The organism is Silicimonas algicola (assembly GCF_003148765.1).
Classification (GTDB): domain Bacteria; phylum Pseudomonadota; class Alphaproteobacteria; order Rhodobacterales; family Rhodobacteraceae; genus Silicimonas; species Silicimonas algicola.
The window spans coordinates 101,528-118,559 of sequence record NZ_QGGV01000011.1 but is presented as its reverse complement, the minus strand read 5'-3'; the positions used below and the strand labels follow the sequence as shown (position 1 = coordinate 118,559).

At 66.7% G+C, this 17,032-nt stretch carries 20 protein-coding genes; 7 read left to right on the top strand and 13 right to left on the bottom strand.

Translation table 11 applies throughout. The features are described 5' to 3' along the window. Positions 1-6 precede the first annotated feature (6 nt). Together C8D95_RS18950 and C8D95_RS18945 are read left to right on the top strand one after the other, a co-directional pair. On the top strand, positions 7-1,536 hold the full coding sequence (locus C8D95_RS18950; protein ID WP_109760772.1) for an aldehyde dehydrogenase (NADP(+)): 1,530 nt from the start codon (positions 7-9) through the stop codon (positions 1,534-1,536). A gap of 51 nt (positions 1,537-1,587) precedes the next feature. Continuing rightward, entirely contained in the window at positions 1,588-2,490 is a 903-nt protein-coding gene (locus tag C8D95_RS18945) for a 5-dehydro-4-deoxyglucarate dehydratase (RefSeq protein WP_206508527.1), read from the top strand. Here C8D95_RS18945 and C8D95_RS18940 read toward each other — a convergent pair whose 3' ends face one another. Continuing rightward, positions 2,491-2,682, bottom strand: coding sequence for a hypothetical protein (locus C8D95_RS18940; protein ID WP_109760770.1), 192 nt, complete (start codon positions 2,680-2,682; stop codon positions 2,491-2,493). A gap of 187 nt (positions 2,683-2,869) precedes the next feature. Between C8D95_RS18940 and C8D95_RS18935 the strand changes: the two genes are divergently transcribed. Together C8D95_RS18935 and C8D95_RS18930 are read left to right on the top strand one after the other, a co-directional pair. Next, on the top strand, positions 2,870-3,775 hold the full coding sequence (locus C8D95_RS18935; RefSeq protein WP_109760769.1) for an MBL fold metallo-hydrolase: 906 nt from the start codon (positions 2,870-2,872) through the stop codon (positions 3,773-3,775). A gap of 5 nt (positions 3,776-3,780) precedes the next feature. After that, positions 3,781-4,725, top strand: coding sequence for an MBL fold metallo-hydrolase (locus C8D95_RS18930; RefSeq protein WP_109760768.1), 945 nt, complete (start codon positions 3,781-3,783; stop codon positions 4,723-4,725). A 132-nt stretch (positions 4,726-4,857) separates the two neighbouring features. Here the strand turns inward: C8D95_RS18930 and C8D95_RS18925 are convergent, their stop codons facing one another. The 11 genes from C8D95_RS18925 to C8D95_RS18875 form a co-directional block, all read right to left on the bottom strand. After that, on the bottom strand, positions 4,858-5,289 hold the full coding sequence (locus C8D95_RS18925; protein ID WP_109760767.1) for a DUF302 domain-containing protein: 432 nt from the start codon (positions 5,287-5,289) through the stop codon (positions 4,858-4,860). A 74-nt stretch (positions 5,290-5,363) separates the two neighbouring features. Then, a complete protein-coding gene (locus tag C8D95_RS18920) occupies positions 5,364-6,626 on the bottom strand; it encodes an NAD(P)/FAD-dependent oxidoreductase (protein ID WP_109760766.1) in 1,263 nt (420 codons plus the stop codon). 32 nt (positions 6,627-6,658) lie between these two features. After that, positions 6,659-6,961 carry a c-type cytochrome gene (locus tag C8D95_RS18915; RefSeq protein WP_109760765.1) on the bottom strand — a complete coding sequence of 101 codons (303 nt, stop codon included), beginning with the start codon at positions 6,959-6,961 and terminating at the stop codon, positions 6,659-6,661. Positions 6,962-6,963: 2 nt separating this feature from the next. Continuing rightward, entirely contained in the window at positions 6,964-8,130 is a 1,167-nt protein-coding gene (locus C8D95_RS18910; protein WP_109760764.1) for a c-type cytochrome, read from the bottom strand. Next, entirely contained in the window at positions 8,114-9,358 is a 1,245-nt protein-coding gene (gene soxC / locus C8D95_RS18905; RefSeq protein WP_109760763.1) for a sulfite dehydrogenase, read from the bottom strand. Before soxC ends, C8D95_RS18910 begins: the two co-directional genes overlap by 17 nt. 25 nt (positions 9,359-9,383) lie before the next feature. Continuing rightward, on the bottom strand, positions 9,384-11,078 hold the full coding sequence (soxB, locus tag C8D95_RS18900) for a thiosulfohydrolase SoxB (protein ID WP_109760762.1): 1,695 nt from the start codon (positions 11,076-11,078) through the stop codon (positions 9,384-9,386). 95 nt (positions 11,079-11,173) lie between these two features. Continuing rightward, positions 11,174-12,031, bottom strand: coding sequence for a sulfur oxidation c-type cytochrome SoxA (soxA, locus tag C8D95_RS18895; protein WP_109760761.1), 858 nt, complete (start codon positions 12,029-12,031; stop codon positions 11,174-11,176). Positions 12,032-12,056: 25 nt separating this feature from the next. Then, complete coding sequence (soxZ, locus tag C8D95_RS18890) at positions 12,057-12,386, bottom strand: thiosulfate oxidation carrier complex protein SoxZ (protein WP_109760760.1); 330 nt, start codon at positions 12,384-12,386, stop codon at positions 12,057-12,059. 24 nt (positions 12,387-12,410) lie between these two features. Beyond that, the gene (gene soxY, locus C8D95_RS18885) at positions 12,411-12,836 is read right to left on the bottom strand and encodes a thiosulfate oxidation carrier protein SoxY (protein ID WP_109760759.1); all 426 of its coding nucleotides are present in this window, start codon (positions 12,834-12,836) and stop codon (positions 12,411-12,413) included. Between the two features lie 25 nt (positions 12,837-12,861). Further along, positions 12,862-13,329 carry a sulfur oxidation c-type cytochrome SoxX gene (gene soxX, locus C8D95_RS18880; protein ID WP_109760758.1) on the bottom strand — a complete coding sequence of 156 codons (468 nt, stop codon included), beginning with the start codon at positions 13,327-13,329 and terminating at the stop codon, positions 12,862-12,864. Between the two features lie 83 nt (positions 13,330-13,412). Continuing rightward, entirely contained in the window at positions 13,413-14,144 is a 732-nt protein-coding gene (locus C8D95_RS18875; protein WP_109760757.1) for a cytochrome c biogenesis CcdA family protein, read from the bottom strand. 51 nt (positions 14,145-14,195) lie between these two features. On the opposite strand from C8D95_RS18875, the gene C8D95_RS18870 reads away from it, so the two are divergent. Genes C8D95_RS18870 through C8D95_RS18860 form a run of 3 tightly spaced genes read left to right on the top strand, consistent with a single transcriptional unit; the run spans position 14,196 to position 16,069 of the window. After that, positions 14,196-14,597: a thioredoxin fold domain-containing protein gene (locus C8D95_RS18870; RefSeq protein ID WP_420902631.1), complete on the top strand. Its 402-nt coding sequence runs from the start codon at positions 14,196-14,198 to the stop codon at positions 14,595-14,597. A gap of 1 nt (position 14,598) precedes the next feature. Then, positions 14,599-14,979 (top strand): ArsR/SmtB family transcription factor, encoded by a 381-nt coding sequence (locus tag C8D95_RS18865; RefSeq protein WP_109760756.1) that lies wholly within the window; start codon positions 14,599-14,601, stop codon positions 14,977-14,979. Between the two features lie 37 nt (positions 14,980-15,016). Then, on the top strand, positions 15,017-16,069 hold the full coding sequence (locus C8D95_RS18860) for a YeeE/YedE family protein (RefSeq protein WP_109760755.1): 1,053 nt from the start codon (positions 15,017-15,019) through the stop codon (positions 16,067-16,069). Here the strand turns inward: C8D95_RS18860 and C8D95_RS18855 are convergent, their stop codons facing one another. Beyond that, positions 16,070-16,960: an alpha/beta hydrolase gene (locus C8D95_RS18855; RefSeq protein WP_164721702.1), complete on the bottom strand. Its 891-nt coding sequence runs from the start codon at positions 16,958-16,960 to the stop codon at positions 16,070-16,072. Positions 16,961-17,032: the final 72 nt, after the last annotated feature.

Here is a 17,032-nt window from a genome sequence, read left to right as displayed (position 1 = left end):
TTGACAATGCTGGATAAAAGCACATTCACCCCTCACGGTAAGCACCTGATCGCGGGCGAGTGGGTCGCAGGCGAGACGACCTTCTCGTCCGAGCCCGCGCATGGTCCGGCGCATGACTTTTCCGTCGGCACCCCTGCGCTTGTCGATCGCGCCTGCGAGGCGGCGGAAGACGCCTTCTGGACCTACGCCTATTCCTCGAGGGATGACCGCGCGAAGTTCCTGAACGCCATCGCCGACGAAATCGAGGCACGGGCCGAAGCGATCACCGAGATCGGCACGCAAGAGACCGGCTTGCCCGAGGCACGACTTCAGGGCGAACGCGGTCGGACGACGGGGCAGCTTCGCCTTTTCGCCGAGCACATCCTGAAGGGCGACTACCTCGACCGGCGGCATGACAAGGCTCTGCCCGACCGCAAGCCCCTGCCCCGTCCCGACCTGAAGATGGTGCAGCGCCCCATTGGGCCTGTGGCGGTCTTCGGCGCGTCGAACTTCCCGCTGGCGTTCTCGACGGCGGGCGGCGACACGGCGGCGGCGCTGGCTGCGGGATGTCCCGTGGTCGTCAAGGGCCACTCGGCCCACCCCGGCACGGGCGAGATCGTGGCCGAGGCGATCCACGCGGCGATCCAGTCCTGCGGGATGCCCGCCGGCGTCTTCTCCCTGATCCAGGGCGGCAAGCGTGATGTGGGCACTGCCCTCGTCCAGCACCCGCGCATCAAGGCCGTGGGCTTCACCGGCTCGCTCGGCGGGGGTCGCGCGCTGTTCGACCTTTGCGCGCAGCGGGACGAGCCGATTCCGTTCTTCGGTGAGCTGGGCTCGGTCAACCCGATGTTCCTGCTGCCCGAGGCAGCCAAGGCGCGCGGCAAGGCCATCGGCGAAGGCTGGGCCGGGTCGCTGACCATGGGCGCGGGCCAGTTCTGCACCAATCCCGGCATCGCGGTGGTCGAGACCGGCCCGGACGGCGACGCCTTCGTCAAGGCGGCGGCCGAGGCGCTGAAAGGCGTTCAGACCCAGTGCATGCTGACCGACGGGATTGCGAACGCCTACAAGGACGGCAAGTCGCGCTTCGACGGGCGCAACGCGGTGAAGCCGGTGCTGACGACCGACAGCGAAGGCCGCAACGCCAGCCCCAACCTCTATGAGACCGATGCCGCGAACTACCTCCAGGACCACGCGCTTGGCGAGGAGGTCTTCGGGCCGCTCGGCCTTGTCGTCCGCGTCTTGGGCTCCGACGAGATGCTAGAGCTTGCGAAGGGCTTCGAGGGTCAGCTTACGGCCACCCTCCACATGGACGAGGGCGACACCGACCGCGCCCGCACGCTGGTGCCCGTTCTCGAGCGGAAGGCGGGCCGCATTCTTGTGAACGGCTTCCCGACCGGGGTCGAGGTGGCCGATGCGATGGTCCACGGCGGACCCTACCCCGCCTCGACCAACTTCGGCGCGACGAGCGTGGGCACCCTGTCGATCCGGCGCTTCCTGCGGCCGGTGTGCTTCCAGAACATGCCGGACGCGATCCTGCCCGACGACCTGCGTTCCTGAAACCCCGAGGGCGGCCTTGCGCCGCCCTCCCTTGCCGGACAAGCCCCCATGATCGCACCGACCGACCTTCGCGGAATTATCCGCTCCGGCCTCCTGTCGTTTCCCGTCACACCTTTCGACGCGGACGACCGCTTCAACCCCACCGCCTTCCGCGCTCACCTCGAATGGCTGTCACCGCACAAGGTCGCGGGGCTGATCGTGGCGGGCGGCACCGGTGAGATGTTCTCGCTTATGCCCGACGAGATCGTCGAAGTGGTTAAAGCGGCGCGCGCAGCACAGCCCGGGGAGCCCGTGATTGCGGGCTGCGGCTATGGCACGCGCATGGCCTGCGACCTCGCGCGGGGCATCGAGGCGGCGGGAGGGGACGGCATCCTGCTTCTGCCTCACTATCTGATCCGCGCGCCGCAGGACGGGATCGAGGCGCATATTCGCGCGGTGTGTCGGGCCACGACCATGAGCGTCATCGTCTACAACCGCGGCCAGTCCGTCTGCTCGGCCGAGACCCTGCAACGGCTGGCGGACGACTGTCCGAACCTGATCGGTTTCAAGGACGGCACCGGCGACATCGACACGGTCCGGCGCATCACCATCGGGCTAGGCGACCGGCTGGCCTATATCGGCGGAATGCCCACCCACGAGCTTTTCGCGCAGGCCTATCGCGGCGCTGGCGTCGACACCTACTCCTCGGCCGTATTCAACTTCGTGCCCGAAACCGCGCTGGCCTTCTTCGATGCCTTCACAGCCGGAGACGACGCGGGCTGCGAGGCACTTCTGCGCGAGTTTTACTATCCCTTCGCGACGGTGCGCGACCGAAAGACGGGCTATGCCGTCTCGGCGATCAAGGCAGGCGTCGCGCTCAGGGGCTTCGAGACCGGGCCCGTGCGCCCGCCCCTGACCGACCTGACGGAGGACGAGCGCGGGATGCTGGCCGAGGTCATCGGCGACCGGCGCTGATCAGTCGGCAAAGCCCAGGCGGCGCAGCGCGGCCTTCGCGGTCTTCGAATTCGGATTGGTCTTCGACAGCGCGGCCTCGTTCAGGTCGGACACGACCTGGTGCAGCGTGCGCTGGCGCAGTTGCTGGCTGAGATAGACCTCGAGATCTTGCTGGAAGAGCTCGGCGATCCGTGTCGCTTCTTGTTGTTTCATCGGTCAGACTCCCCACGTCCCGGGCCCAGCTAGACCCCTTGAGAGAGACGGACGCAAGGCGCAGCGGCGCGTCACGCTGCCGCTTCGACCGGATCTTGCCGACGCGGTTGGCACTTGGGCAAGATTCGTCTTGAAAACAGGCGCGTCACCGTTCAAATTCAAATGTGCGAATACTTGGAGATGCGCCATGACCCTCAGCAGACGCAGTGTTCTTCGCCGGGGGGCGGCCCTTGGGGCCTCGCTTCTGGTTCCTCGATTCGCGGTCGCGGAGACGAGCGCCGCCGGAGGCTCACTGATTACCGTGTCCGATGGCTACCTGTCGCTGCCGCGTTCCTATGTCCTTGGATCGCTGACCGAAGCCGAGGCCGGACCGATCCTCGATGAGGCGGGGATCACCGGGGAAATGGTCGCCTCGCCCTGCAACGTGACGCTTTTCCGCGACAAGACGCGGACGGTCCTGTTCGACTGCGGCTCGGGGTCGGAGTTCATGCCGACAGCAGGCGACCTGCTCGAGGGACTGGAGGCGGCGGGCGTGGCGCCAGAGGACGTGACGCACATCCTCTTCACCCATGCTCACCCGGACCACCTGTGGGGGTATCTCGACGACTTCGGTGACCCGGCGTTCCCCGAGGCGGCGCTGATGATCGGGCAAGCGGAATGGGACTACTGGATGGACCCCGCGACCATCGAAACCATCGACGAGGCGCGGCAGGCCTTCGTGGTCGGTGCGCAGCGGAGGCTGGAGATCGCTGAGGAAAAGATGACCTTTTTCAACGACGGCGACGAGGTTCTGGCGGGCATCGCGGCGCTGGCGACCTACGGCCACACGCCGGGGCACATGTCGTTCCAGGTGGGAACGGATGACCCTGTCTTCGTGATCGGCGACGCGATCAGCAACGGGCACGTCTCGTTCCGCGACCCGTCCTGGGAGCTTGGCAGCGACCAGGACCCGGCCACCGCCGCCGCGACGCGGTCGGCGCTGATGGAGCGGCTGGTCGGGAGCGAGACGCGGATGGTCGGCTATCACCTGCCGGACGGGGGTCTGGGCCGGGTGGCCCGCGCCGAGACCGGCTATCGGTTCATTGTGGAGTGACCGGGATGAAACGCATTGCAATCGCCCTGACCCTTGCCGCCTTTCCGGCTCAAGCAAGTGAGGATATCGCGGACCAGTATCCGCAGTCGGACCTTTACGAGAAGCCCGTCGAGGTCATCCCGCACGTCTGGTCGGCGATCGGGGCGACCGCGCCTCCGACCTACGAAAACACCGGACATAACAACAACCTGAGCTTCATCGTCACCGGCGAGGGCGTGGTCGTCGTGAACGGCGGCGCGGCCTACGTTCTGGCGAAGGCGCTGCATGACGAGATCAAGGCGGTGACTGACGAACCCGTCGTGCTTGTCCTGAACGAGAACGGCCAGGGTCATGCGATCCTGGGCAATTCCTACTGGCGCGAGCAGGGCGTGAAGATCGTCATGCACGAGGATGCGGCGGCCGAGATCGCGGCGCATGGCGACCAGATCCTGGTGGGGATGCGCGCCTACAACAAGGACAAGGCCGAGGGCACGACCGTGGTCGAGCCGGACGAGACCTTCGCCGACGAGTATATCGTCGAGTTGGGGGATTTTCGTATTGAAGCCAAGCACTTGGGTCCGGCGCATTCACCGGGCGACATCGTGGTCTGGCTGCCCGAGCAGAGCCTTGTGATCTCGGGCGACATGGCCTTCCACGAGCGGATGCTGCCGATCTTCGAGGACACGATCACGGCGGATTGGGTCGAGACCTGGGAGACGGCGTTCGAGCCCTTGGGCGCGACCTATGTCATTCCGGGGCACGGGCATCCGACCAACATGGCACAGGTCAGGCGCTATACCCATGATTACCTTGTGTATTTGCGCGAGAAGATCGGCGAGCACATCGACAACGGCGGCACGCTGGTCGATGCCTATTACGTCGATCAATCGCCCTATGCGCACCTCGACACCTTCGAGGAACTGGCCACGAAGAACGCGGGGCGCGTCTTCGAGCAGATGGAGTGGGAGTGAGGCGCGCACGCCGAATCGTAGGTTAAGGCTTGGAAACCAGGCGATTTTCAGGGTTCGGTATCGCGTCGGTATCACGTCGGTATCGCGTCGGTGCGCGATACCGCAAAAGCCGGTGGTAAACCGGGCGCGCGCCTAGCCGCCTGCCGCTTCCGCCACGATGGCGCCGAGCATGTCCTCGACCTTCTGCATCGGGCCCTCGGGATAGTCGCGGTAGCCGATCTGAACCTTGCCCTCGCGCTCAGTCACGAAGATGCCGTAGGGGCAATACTGGATGTTCATAGGGTCGGCCTCCATCACCTCGCGCGACACCACGGCCGAGCAGAAGTTGTAGATGTCGGCGTTCTCGAACAGCGTCACGTCGCTGCCCACGTCCTGCCCCGTGCGGTTGAGCATGTCACCGACGTGGCTCGTGGAATCGATCACGAGGCCCTGGTTCACGATGGCGGACTCGACTGCGAAGGTCGCGTCCTCGAAAGGTCCGTCGAAGTCGGTGACGATGGCCTCCTGCGCGAGAGCGGGCGCGGCGGCGAAAGCCAGTGCGATGGCGAGTGCTGTGTGTCTCATGTCGTCCTCCTGTCGCATCGACCCTAGCGCGATGGCGTGACCCGGCCATGATCGGGATCAAGGCCGGGCGAGGTTCAGCCGCCGAAGATGTCGGCGGTGATTCCGGCGTACCAGCCTTCCGATTCCTCGTAGGTCGCCTTTCGCAGCGCCGCATCCTCGCCGGTCTGGCTGATGAAGCTGTCGGTCGAGGCGATCTTTTCGGGCGTCGGTTCATAGCTGGCGCCGACCTTGACGCCGTCGTTCTCGGCGATGAGCGACCAGCAGGTGTTGGAGTACTTCGCCGGGAAGACACGGCTTTCGGTCAGCGCGCCCCGGATGGCATTCGCCGCGACCTTGGCCTGGCTATTGGCCGAGAAGCCCGACTTGGGCATATCGCCCTGCGCCGCGGCATCGCCGAGGACGTGGATGTCGGGGTCGGCCTTTGACGACATGTCGGCCGCGTTGACCGGCGCCCAGTTGCCGTCTGTCACGCCTGCGACCTCGGCGATGTGGCCCGCCTTCTGAGCGGGAATGACGTTGACGACGTCCGCCGTCTCGACCTGCCCGTCGATGTCGACGGTCATCTCGGCCGGGTTCACGCTGACGTTCGCGGCGCCGAAGTCGGGGCCGAGACGGTCGATCATGCCTCCGTAGTGGGCCTGCCAGCCTTCCTCGAAGAGGGCCTGCTTGGAATAGCTTTCCTTGGGATCGACGATCAGGATCTTGGCGGTCGGATTGGTCTGCTTGAGATGCCAGGCCACCATCGACACGCGCTCGTAGGGTCCGGGCGGGCAGCGATAGGGGTTGGGCGGGGCGACCATGACGAACAGCCCGCCCTGCGGCATGGCCTCGATCTGCGCCTTCAGAAGCTGGGTCTGCGACCCGCCCTTGTAGGCATGGGGCATCCTGTTCTGCGCCGAGATGTCCCAACCGGGGACCGAGCCTTCGATGAAGTCGATGCCGGGCGACAGGATCAGCTTGTCGTAGGACAGCACCGCGCCGCTGCCGAGCGTGACGGTCTTCGCGTCGCGGTCGACGCCGACGGCCCAGTCGTGGACGACGTTGACGCCGGAGGCGGCAAGCGACCCGTAGGTGTGGCCCAGATCGTCGAACTCCTTGAAGCCGCCCAGGTAGAGGTTCGAGAAGAAGCAGGTGTAGTAGGTGCGCGTGGGCTCGACGAGCGTGACGTCGATCTGTCCCTCGCTGTCCTTCGCGATATAGCGGGCCGCCGTGGCGCCGCCCGCGCCGCCGCCGATCACCACGACCTTCGGCCTCCCGTGGGCTGCCCCCCGAACCATGGGTGCAGATAGCACGGTAGCTGCCGCCGAGCCGATGAAGGTGCGTCTGTCGAGTGTCATGCCGGTCCTCCCCCCTTTTGGTGTCCGCGCCGCTAGTCTGCCAGCGTCGCGAAGTATGCGGCAAGAGCCTCGATCTCGTCGTCGTTCAGCCGTCCGGCCACCATGTTCATCACCGGGTGCAGCCGCGTCTTCGACCTGTAGGCCTGCAGGGCGGCGACGAAGGCCTCCTCGTGCCAGCCCACGATGGGCGGAATGCCTTCGTCCGCACCGTCGGCCCGGTGGCAGGTCGTGCATTCGCCGGACAGGTAGGCGCCATATTCGGAGTCGCCGGTCTCCGCAGCCCCGGCCGCCGCCGCAAGGGCGGAGACGGCGAGGGCGAGGAGCGGCGCGCGCATGGTCAGTCGGCGGCGAAGGTCGACAGGTAGGCCACGACCGCGTCGATGTCGGCCTGGTCCTTGAGACCCGCGAAGGACATCTTGGTGCCCTTCAGGTAGTCGCGGGGCTTGGTCAGGAAGCCCGACAGTTCGGCATGGTCCCAGACGAGGCCATTCGCGCCGGCCTCGGCCATCGGTTTCGAATACTTGAAGCCCTCGACCGTGCCTGCGGTGCGTCCGACGATGCCGTTGAGCTGCGGTCCGGCGCGGTTCTTCGCGTCCTCGCCGACCTGGTGGCAGGCCTGGCACTTCTTGAAGACTTTCTCGCCGGCGGCGACGAGCTGCGGGTCGGGTGCGGCCGTCTCGGCGGGGGCGGCGTCTGCGGTGGGCGCGGCGGGAGCGGTCTCGGTCGCGGCGACCTGCTCGGTTGGAGCCGCGGTGCCCGCTGGCCCGCCCTCGAGCGAGACGGGCGGCGCGCTGTCGACCGTGACCGCGTCGGCGGCGGTGCCGGACTTGGCCTTGTCGACGGCCTCTTTCAACTGACGCGCGCGGGTTTCCTCGGGCGTGACGTCGAGGATGGCGGCGCGGCCGGTGATCTCGACCGCGTCCTTACAGTTTTCCATGCAGACGTCGGCCTTCACGAAGACGGGAAACTCGGTCTCCATCCGGTCGTCGGGCATGAAGCCCTCGGCGTTCGGCATCTCGACCTCGAGGAAGTTGTCGCGCGACAGCACGAACTCCTCGTCGTCGACGATGTCGTTCAGGTAGAGGAGATAGGCCGTGATCGCGTAGGTCTCGTCGGCCGTCAGCGACTGCGCGTCGCCGAAGGGCATGGCGCGGTGGACATAGTCGTAGACGGTCGAGAGGTAGGGCCAGAAGCTGCCGATGGTCTTGTTCGGGCGGTCGTCGGACAGCGTGCCCTGCCCGCCCGCGAGGACGGGCCAGCGGCCCACGGCCTCGCCGAAGTCGCCGTGGCAGACGGCGCAGCGGTCGGTGAAGATCTCCTCGCCCGTGGTCACGTCGCCCGAGCCTTCGGGCAGGCCGACCCCGTCGGGGCGCACGTCGATGTCCCAGGCCGCGATCTCGTCCGCCGTGGCGGGGCGGCCCAGTCCGAAGGTCGCGGCGGAGGCCGGACCGGCGATCAGGGCGAGGGCGAGGGCGGCGGCACCTGCTTCAAGAAATCTCGACATTTTCCGCGATCCCCTTCTCGTTGACATACCAGGTCTGGATTCCGTTGTTGTGATAGATCGAGTTGACGCCCCGGAATTGGCGCAGCTCTTCCTTGGTGGGCTGGACGTAGCCCGTGGAGTCGTGCGCCCGGCTTTGCAGCAGCAAGGGCGTGCCGTCCCAGTCGAAGTCGTAATAGAAGCGGTGCATCGACTTGTCGAAGGACGGGCCGGACATCCGCGCTTCGTGCCAGTTCTTGCCGCCGTCGATGGTGACGTCGACGCGCGGGATGGTGCCGCGGCCGGACCAGGCGACGCCGGTCAGGACGGTCGGCCCCTTCGAGTGGAGGATGGGCGCCTGCGGGCTGGGGTTGGTGATGACGGACTTCGCGTCCATCTCCCAGGTGAAGCGGCGCGCGGTGCCGTTCTCGAGAAGGTCGGTGTACTTCGACGTCTCTTCGCGATGATGCCAGGGCTGGTCGCCGACCTCGATGCGGCGCAGCCACTTGATCCACATGTTGCCTTCCCAGCCCGGCACGACGAGGCGGAGAGGATAGCCCTGCTCGGGGCGAAGCGCCTCGCCGTTCATCTTGAAAGCGACGAGGCAGTCGTCCATCGCCTTTTCGATCGGGATCGACCGCGTCATGGCGGCGGCGTCGGCGCCTTCCGGCATGATCCATTTGCCGTTGGTCTTGACACCGGCTTCCTCGAGGATCAGCCGCAGCGGCACGCCGGTGTACATGACGTTGTGGATCATGCCGTGGGTGAATTGGCAGCCGTTGAGCTGCGCGCCGCGCCACTCCATGCCGGAGTTCGCGGCGCATTCCAGGAAGTAGACCCGGTTCTCGCGCGGGAAGCGCATCAGGTCCTGCATCGTGAACACGAGCGGCGTGTCGACGAGGCCGTTTATCATCAGCCGGTGCTTGGCGGGCTCGATGTCGGCCACGCCGCCGTGGTGACGCTCGAAGCAGAGACCGTTCGGCGTGATGATCCCGTCAAGTTCGTGCAGCGGCGTGAAGTTGACCGAGGATACGGGGTCGGCGGTCAGCCATTCTACCGACCGGCGCTTGACGTGGGCCTCGTGGCGCGACGGCATCCCGTAGGGATTGGCGTCGACGCCGTCGCCCAGGACGTGATTCCAATCCTGAAGCTCTGTGATGAGAGGATCGCCCTCGGCGCGGGCGGCGGTGCCGGCGGCTAGACCGGCGGTCGCGGCCAGTCCGCCCCTGAGGATATCGCGGCGCGTTGTCATGCCAGGTCTCCTGGATTGGGGAACGTCATTCGATCACCTCGACCGAGGTGTTCTGGCCGACCGTCACGGTGCCGTTGCGCTTCAGCCAGGCCTCGACCACGTCCCAGATCGGCGGGCCTTCGGTGCCCTCGTTGACGCTGGCCCAGCCCGCGACGACGTAGTTCCTTGCCGGGTCGATGGCCTCGCCCGTCTTGAGAAGCGTCATGTCGGAAATGCGCTGGCCCTGCGGCTTCGACAGCTCGATCCGGTAGCCCATGCCGCCGACGCGGACCATGTCGCCGCCCTGCTGGTAATAGGGGTTCGGATTGAAGATGTTGTCGGCCACGTCCTCCATGACGATCTTCAGGAACTCGCCCGACATCTCGGTGCGGTAGGCGTTCGGGTAGGTCATCGAGGTGACGTTCCAGACGTCCTCGCGCGTGATCGGCTGGCCCGGAAGGATCGAGGGACCCCAGCGGACGCCGGGCGACAGCGCGATCTCCGCGTCGCGCTCTTCCAGAAGCGCGTCGCAGATCAGGTCGTCCCAGGTGCCGTTGAAGTTGCCGCGCCGGTAGAGAAGGCCGTCAGCGGTCCCCAGCACCTCTTCCAGCTCGGCCTTGTAGGGCTCGCGGTCGGCGGCGACCTGCGCCGCCATCTCGGCGTCGGGCTCGATCACGTCCGAGAAGATCGGGATCAGCTTGTGGCGGAAGCCCATCATCTTGCCGTCGCGGACGTCGAGGTCGACGCGGGAGACGAACTTGCCGTTGGACCCGGTGGCGATGATGATCGTGTCGCCCACCACGTAAGGCTCGGGCAGCGCGTCATGGGTGTGGCCCGAAAGGATGACGTCGATGCCGGTGACGCGGCCCGCCATCTGCTTGTCGACGTCGAAGCCGTTGTGGCTGAGGAGGACGACGAGGTCGGCACCCTCGCCCCGGACGGTGTCGACGGTCTCCTGCATCGTCTCCTCGCGGATGCCGAAGGAGTATTCGGGGAACATCCAGCCGGGGTTTGCGATCGGCATGTAGGGAAAGGCCTGGCCGATGACGGCGATCTTCTGGCCGCCGGCCTCGAACCACTCGTAGGGTTTGAAGGCCTCGGCGGGCTCGTCCCACTCGGCGTCGAAGATGTTCTGCCCGAGCGAGGCGAAGGGCACCTGCCCCACAAGCTCGAGCAGGCGCTCGGTGCCGAGAGTGAATTCCCAGTGGAAGGTCATGGCGTCGGGCTTCAGGAGGCTCATGGCGTTGACCACGTCCTGCCCCGCCGTGTGGTAGCAGCCGTAGGAGCCGTGCCAGGTGTCGCCGCCGTCGAGGAGAAGGGCGTCGGGGCGTGCGGCGCGGATCGCCTTGACCACGGTGGCGATGCGGTCGAGCCCGCCCATGCGGCCGTAGGTTTTGCCGAGCGCCGCGAAGTCGTCGTAGGTGAGCGCATAGTGCGAGGGCGAGCCGTCCTCGATGCCGTAGAGGCGGCGGAAGTCGGCGCCGGTGATGTGCGGCACCTCGCCCTTGTTCGCGCCGACGCCGATGTTGATTTCGGGCTCGCGGAAATAGATGGGCACAAGCTGCGCGTGGATGTCGGTCAGGTGGATCAGGGAGACGTTCCCGAAGGTCTCGAACTCCAGAAGCTGATCCTGGGTCAGCACCTGCTGCGCGGCGAGCCGGCCCCAGTTGCCGAAGCCCGAGGCTCCGTAGATGGCCGAGGTCGCCATGGCGGCCTGGAGGAAATCGCGGCGCGAGATCATGGGAGCGGTCGTCCTTTCCGATACATATGCAGATACCTGAATGAATTCAGGTAGAAAAAGGCCCGCGCGAGGTCACCCCCGCGCGGGCCGATGGATTACTGACGAACCGCCGGGGATTCGACCGAGAGACCGTTGCCGCGCGAGGCGACGTAGAGCTCGAGCGCCCGGAACTCGTCCGAGCCTTCGGCGAAGGTCTCGGCCATGGTGTCGCGAATGCAGCCGCGGAAGCGGTTGTGCACCGAGACGAGTCCCGTCGTGTTGAAGCGATACGTCGGGAAGCCGTTGATCTGGCCCTGGCTCAGGTGGTCGGCCCGGATCATGTTGCCCCAGTTGTCCTCGTGACAATTGGCGCAGGACAGCTCGAGCTGGCCGAAGCGGGTGTAGTACATCTCTTTCCCCTGATCCCAGAAGCTCTGGGCGGGGCCGTCGATGGCCACGTCTACCGGCATGCCGCGCGACTGGAGACGGATGAGCGCGACCATGCCCTGCATGGTCTGGCTGCTCCACTTCCACTCTTCGGCCTGCATCCGTTCGGTCCGGCACTCGTTGATGATGTCTTCCATCACCACGAGCTTGCCGTCGGATTCGCGCACCTTCGGCATCACCGCGCCAAGGCCCGCGAAGCTTTCCGGCCCGCCCTCGTGACAGGAGGCGCAGCTCTTGCCCGCAGCCCCGTCGACGGTCTCGAACGTCGCGGCCGCCGCGTCGACCGCCAGCATCGCCGGGTTGTCGAAGTCGTCCATCTCGAGCGCCTGGGTGTCGTCCGACCGGAAGCGCCAGCCGGAGTAGATGGTGTCCAGCACCCCCTCAAGATGCGCCGGAGCCGGAGCCTCGGTCACGATCTCGGTCTCGCCGTTGATGACGAGGCTGTCCTCGTCGGGTCCGGCGAAGGCCGGCACGGCGAGAAGGGCAAGGATCGCCCCTCCCGTCGCGAGAGCTTTGGTCTTGTTCATCGTTATCCTCCCCTTTGGCACGCGATCAGCTGACTTCGATCGACTGGGTGTCGGTGTAGGTCGAACCGTCGTCGTCGTACCAGGTGAAGGTGAATTCGCCCGACTCGGGCACCGTCGCATCGAACTCGAAGTACGGGTTTGTCGAGATCGCGGGAGCGAGAACGACGTCGATGACGTTCTGTCCGTTGAAGTCGCAGGTGAAGCGATTGATGATCGAGCGCGGGATGACGTTGCCGTCCGAGTCCTTGCGCTGACCGGATTCCATCTGGTGGCTGATGAGCGTCTTGATGGTGACCGCTTCGCCTGCCGATGCGGATTTCGGTACCTTGACGCGGGGTTTAACACCTTCTGCCATAGTCGTGGTCCTTTCCTGAATGCCTCAGCCGCCGCAGCCGCCGATGGTGACCTTCACTTCCTTGCGGTCGGCGATGAAGCTGCCGTCCTGAAGCTTTGCGACCGCCAGCACTTCCTGCGTGGTCGCGAGACGGATGCGGGTCGAAGCCGCCTGCGACGCCGCGAGCGGGCCGAAGGTGAAGGCTGCGACGCCGGGCACGGGGTTGCCGAGCGCATAGACGCGGATCTCGGCCGCGCCGGGGGCCGAGACCTCGATCGGAACGGTGTTGCCGTTCTCGGCGATCTCGGGCGCCGTGAGGGTGATGTCGCCGGTGCCGGGCTCGGCGCCGCCGGTGAACTCGGCCAGCTCGCCGACCATCGGCGCGTCCTGCGCGAAGGCGCGGATCGGCAGAACCATCGCGGCCGCGGCCCCGATGCCGGCGATCAGCGTCTGGCGTCTTGTCAGTTCCATTGGATGTCCTCCAGTTCTCGGGCCGTCATTCCTTGAGCGTAAGGAGATAGGCCACGACATTTTCGATCTGCTCGGGCGTCAGAAGCGGGTGGATCTCGGTCGCCGCCTTGCCGGTGTAGCCGTCACCCGGCCGGATGAAGCCGTCGACCTTGTAGAAGGACGGCATCATCGTGTCGGGAAACATCATCTTCGCGTTGGCGACGATGCCGCGCAACTGCGCCTCGTCCCAGCGGTCCGCGACGCCGTCGAGCGTCGGCCCGACCTCGCCCTGGAAAGGATACTCGGTCAGGTCGGTGACCTGGTGACAGGCGACGCAGTTGCCCGCGCCGCGGTTCATCACTTTCCGGCCCTCGGCCGGATCGCCCGGCGCGCCGGTCAGCGACGCCGAGACCGCCCCGTCCTCGTAGGCGACCTCGCCCGGAGCGATCGCCTGTGCGAATGCAGAGCCAGCGCCAAGGGCGGTGACCGCGAGAATCACGCAAGTTCTTTTCATGAGTCCTCCCAAACTTTCGTGTACCGTAGCGCACGGCCGGCAAGGCTCGCAACAACAAATTCAAGTAACTGAATTAATCTGGCTCACCCGATCCGGGGCCAGAACATCACCAGCCAGTTCGCCAACTCGTTGATCCGTTCCGTCGCGATCAGGATGCCGAAGACGATCAGCAGGACGCCCATCGCCTTTTCGATCCGCCCGAGGTGCTTTCGGAAGCCGCGCATCCAGCGCAGGAACGGCTTTATGAAGACCGCCGCAAGGATGAACGGCGCGGTCATGCCGACGGCGTAGACCAGCAGAAGGCCCATCCCGTGCGAGATATCGCTCTGCCCGCCCGCCATGAAGAGGATGGCGGCCAGCACGGGTCCGACGCAGGGCGTCCAGCCGAAGGCGAAGGCGAGACCGATGACGTAGGCGCCCAAAAGGCTCGTCCGCGAGGTGTCGCCCACGCCGGTCCCGAACTGGCGATAGAGAAGGCCGATGCGGATCACGCCGAGGAAATGCAGGCCCATCGTGATGATGATGGCCGCCGCGACCCATCGCAGGATGTCGAAGTATTCGCTGACGAGACCGCCGAGCGTCGTCGCCGCAGCGCCGAGGGCCACGAAGATCGTCGCCACGCCGAGCGCGAAGAGGATCGAGGCGATGATCGCGCGGCGCTGCACGTCGGGCGGCAACGGCTCGTCGCCCTGGATCGCGGCCATGCCGGCACCTGCGAGGTAGGACAGGTAGAACGGCACGATGGGAAGGATGCAGGGCGACAGGAACGACAGGAGGCCGGCGACGAGAGCGCCCAGGTATGACACGTCGAACACGAAGCGGCCTTTCCTTGATCGGTTCAATCAAACATATTACGTTTGTCGAATATGGACCTCTTGCGCAAGACACTTCCCCTGATCCGCGCCGGCCTCGCAGCCGTGGCGATGGCGCTTGCCGCCCTTCCCGCCTCCGCCACCGAGGCGGTCGAACTTGTCATGGTCGAGGAAGACGGTTGCATGTGGTGCGCCCAGTGGAACCGCGACGTCTCGCCCGAATATGCCCTGACCGGCGAGGGCCGCGCCGCGCCGCTGCGGCGGATCGACCTTCATGCACCGGTCCCCGAGGATCTGACCTTCGAGCGGCCGGTGCGCTTTACGCCTACCTTCGTCCTCGTGCAGAACGGGCAGGAGCTGTCCCGGATCGAGGGCTATCCGGGCGAGGATTTCTTCTGGGGTCTCTTGCAGATGATGCTGACGAAGGCAGGACTGGATTACGGAGCCGAGGGCTGAGATGGACGCAGCGCACGACACCCAGACACGATCGAACGGCGGGCTTCCCGTCTTTGGCAGCGACACCTGTGCGGCCGAACTCGACGAGATGATGAAGAACGCGCAGGAGGCGTCGAACTTCCTCAAGGCGATCAGCCACGAGGGACGGCTGATGATCCTGTGCCACCTCGCCTCGGGCGAGAAATCGGTGACCGAGCTGGAGGAGCTTCTCTCCGCCCGGCAGGCCGCCGTCTCGCAGCAGTTGTCCCGCCTGCGTCTCGAAGGGCTCGTGCAGCCCCGCCGGGACGGCAAGGCGATCTATTACAGCCTGACCGACGACCGTTCGACCAAGATCATCGAGGTGGTCTACAACCTGTTCTGCGGCAAGAACCGCCAGACCTGAGCGCGGTCGGCGCAGGCGGCGTGGGGAGGCGCTGTCGATGCTGGACACCATCGGAGAACCGATCGCACTTGCCCTGATCGGCCTCGTCGGAGGCGTGCTTCTGGGCCTCGCGGCGCGGATGGGCCGGTTCTGCTCGCTCGGCGCCATCGAGGACGGGCTCTACGGCGGCGACTGGACGCGGATGCGGATGTGGAGCTTCGCCATCGGGCTGTCCATCCTTGGCACCTTCGGCGCGCAGTCCCTTGGACTCGCTGAGATCGGGCGCACCGTCTATCTCGCGCAGGACTGGAACCCCTGGGCGTCGATCCTGGGCGGGCTCGCCTTCGGCTATGGCATGGCCCTGGCGGGCAACTGCGGCTTCGGCGCGCTGGCCCGCGTGGGCGGCGGCGACTTCCGGTCCTTCGTCATCGTCATCACCGTGGGGCTCGCGGCCTATGCGACGCTCTCGGGACCGTTTGCAGAGTGGCGCGTGGCGCTTTTCCCCGACAGCCGAGCGACGTCGCCCCAGGGCCTTGCCCATGCCGTCGCGTCTGTGACAGGCCTGTCGCCTGCCCTGCCCGCCTTTGCCGCCGGTGTCGCACTGATGGCGCTGGCGCTTGCAGACCGCGGCTTTCGCGGATCGCCCCGCACCGTCTTCTGGTCCGCCGCCGTGGCGGTCGCCATCGTCTCGGGCTGGCTGGGGTCGGCCTGGGTCGCGCGCCACGGTTTCGCGGCGACGCCCATCGTGTCCCACACCTATGCGGCACCCTTGGGCGAGACGATGCTTTACCTGATGACCGCCTCGGGACGGTCCGTGTCCTTCGGGGTGGGATCGGTCGCGGGTGTCTTGCTGGGCGCCTTCGCGGGCAGCCTCGCGCGCGGGCACTTCCGGTGGGAGGCCTGCGAGGACCCGCGCGAGCTGCGCCGCCAGATCGGAGGCGCGGTGCTGATGGGCGCGGGCGCGGTGGTGGCCGTCGGCTGCACCGTGGGACAGGGGCTGTCCGCGTTCTCGCTCCTCGCCTATTCGGCGCCCGTGACGGCGGCGGCGATCTTCGCGGGCGCGGCGGTCGGGCTGAGGCAGCTCATAACCGGCTTCCTGCCCGCCGAGTGATCAGGCCTGCCGCGCGAGCCAGTCGCGGGACCGGGCGAGCGCCGCGTCGGCAGAAGGCGCAAGTCGTCCGCGATTGATGAAGCCGTGGCTGACGCCCGGCTCTGTCCAAGCCTCGACCTCGACACCTGCGTCGTGCAGGCGAAGGGTCAGCGCCTCGCCCTCGGACCGCAGGACATCGTGTTCGGCCATGAGGTTCAGAACTGGCGGCAAACCCTTGAGATCGCCGAGCAGTGGCGCGAAACGCGGATCGTCGCGGAAGCGCGCGCCTGGGTCGTAGAGGTCGTAGATCTCGTCCACTCGCGCGCCGGTCAGGACCGGGGCGTCGGCGTAGGCGCGGTGGCTTTCGGTGTCGGTCGCATTTCCGAAGACACCGTAGAACAGGACGAGCGCGCGGAAGGTTTCGCGCGGAAGGCTGAGGGCCGCGGCGAGCGCGAGGTTCGCCCCGGCGGAGGCGCCGCCGATGGCGAGGCGCGTCGTGTCGAGGCCGGTCAGGCCTGCGCTCTGCAGCCAGCCGACCGAGGCGATCACGTCGTCCAGCCCGGCTGGGAAAGGGTTCGCGGGCGCGAGGCGATAGGAGACCGAGGCGACGTGCCAGCCCGCACCGGCGAGCCTGCGGCAGGCGCGGTCGTTCAGGTCGATGGTCCCGCCGACCCAGCCGCCGCCGTGGATGTAGACGAGCACCGGCGCGTCGTCCGCACCCGCGCGGTAGAGCCTCAGACGCTGCCGCTGCCCGGCGGCGCCGGTGTAGGTCATGTCCTCGACGGAATGGACCCCGTCTGCGCCCTCGACCCAGTACGCCGCCGCCTCGGCGTCGTCCGCGAAGGTCTCGGAGATCTCGTGGACCCGCTCCATTCCCTCCGCCCAGCCCCAGGGCCCGCGCGTCATCGCCATCTCTGCTTTCTCCCCTGCGCCAGACGAGTTTTCCGGCGGCGGAGCGTGACTCGGGCCCCGGACCTTGTCAAA

What these genes read in the sequence shown, in the direction of transcription:
- C8D95_RS18950 (WP_109760772.1), top strand. Translation starts at nt 7, where the DNA reads ATGCTGGATAAAAGCACATTCACCCCTCACGGTAAGCACCTGATCGCG.
- C8D95_RS18940 (WP_109760770.1), bottom strand. Translation starts at nt 2,682, where the DNA reads ATGAAACAACAAGAAGCGACACGGATCGCCGAGCTCTTCCAGCAAGAT.
- C8D95_RS18935 (WP_109760769.1), top strand. Translation starts at nt 2,870, where the DNA reads ATGACCCTCAGCAGACGCAGTGTTCTTCGCCGGGGGGCGGCCCTTGGG.
- C8D95_RS18930 (WP_109760768.1), top strand. Translation starts at nt 3,781, where the DNA reads ATGAAACGCATTGCAATCGCCCTGACCCTTGCCGCCTTTCCGGCTCAA.
- C8D95_RS18925 (WP_109760767.1), bottom strand. Translation starts at nt 5,289, where the DNA reads ATGAGACACACAGCACTCGCCATCGCACTGGCTTTCGCCGCCGCGCCC.
- C8D95_RS18920 (WP_109760766.1), bottom strand. Translation starts at nt 6,626, where the DNA reads ATGACACTCGACAGACGCACCTTCATCGGCTCGGCGGCAGCTACCGTG.
- C8D95_RS18915 (WP_109760765.1), bottom strand. Translation starts at nt 6,961, where the DNA reads ATGCGCGCGCCGCTCCTCGCCCTCGCCGTCTCCGCCCTTGCGGCGGCG.
- C8D95_RS18910 (WP_109760764.1), bottom strand. Translation starts at nt 8,130, where the DNA reads ATGTCGAGATTTCTTGAAGCAGGTGCCGCCGCCCTCGCCCTCGCCCTG.
- soxC (WP_109760763.1), bottom strand. Translation starts at nt 9,358, where the DNA reads ATGACAACGCGCCGCGATATCCTCAGGGGCGGACTGGCCGCGACCGCC.
- soxB (WP_109760762.1), bottom strand. Translation starts at nt 11,078, where the DNA reads ATGATCTCGCGCCGCGATTTCCTCCAGGCCGCCATGGCGACCTCGGCC.
- soxA (WP_109760761.1), bottom strand. Translation starts at nt 12,031, where the DNA reads ATGAACAAGACCAAAGCTCTCGCGACGGGAGGGGCGATCCTTGCCCTT.
- soxZ (WP_109760760.1), bottom strand. Translation starts at nt 12,386, where the DNA reads ATGGCAGAAGGTGTTAAACCCCGCGTCAAGGTACCGAAATCCGCATCG.
- soxY (WP_109760759.1), bottom strand. Translation starts at nt 12,836, where the DNA reads ATGGAACTGACAAGACGCCAGACGCTGATCGCCGGCATCGGGGCCGCG.
- soxX (WP_109760758.1), bottom strand. Translation starts at nt 13,329, where the DNA reads ATGAAAAGAACTTGCGTGATTCTCGCGGTCACCGCCCTTGGCGCTGGC.
- C8D95_RS18870 (WP_420902631.1), top strand. Translation starts at nt 14,196, where the DNA reads ATGGACCTCTTGCGCAAGACACTTCCCCTGATCCGCGCCGGCCTCGCA.
- C8D95_RS18865 (WP_109760756.1), top strand. Translation starts at nt 14,599, where the DNA reads ATGGACGCAGCGCACGACACCCAGACACGATCGAACGGCGGGCTTCCC.
- C8D95_RS18860 (WP_109760755.1), top strand. Translation starts at nt 15,017, where the DNA reads ATGCTGGACACCATCGGAGAACCGATCGCACTTGCCCTGATCGGCCTC.
- C8D95_RS18855 (WP_164721702.1), bottom strand. Translation starts at nt 16,960, where the DNA reads ATGGCGATGACGCGCGGGCCCTGGGGCTGGGCGGAGGGAATGGAGCGG.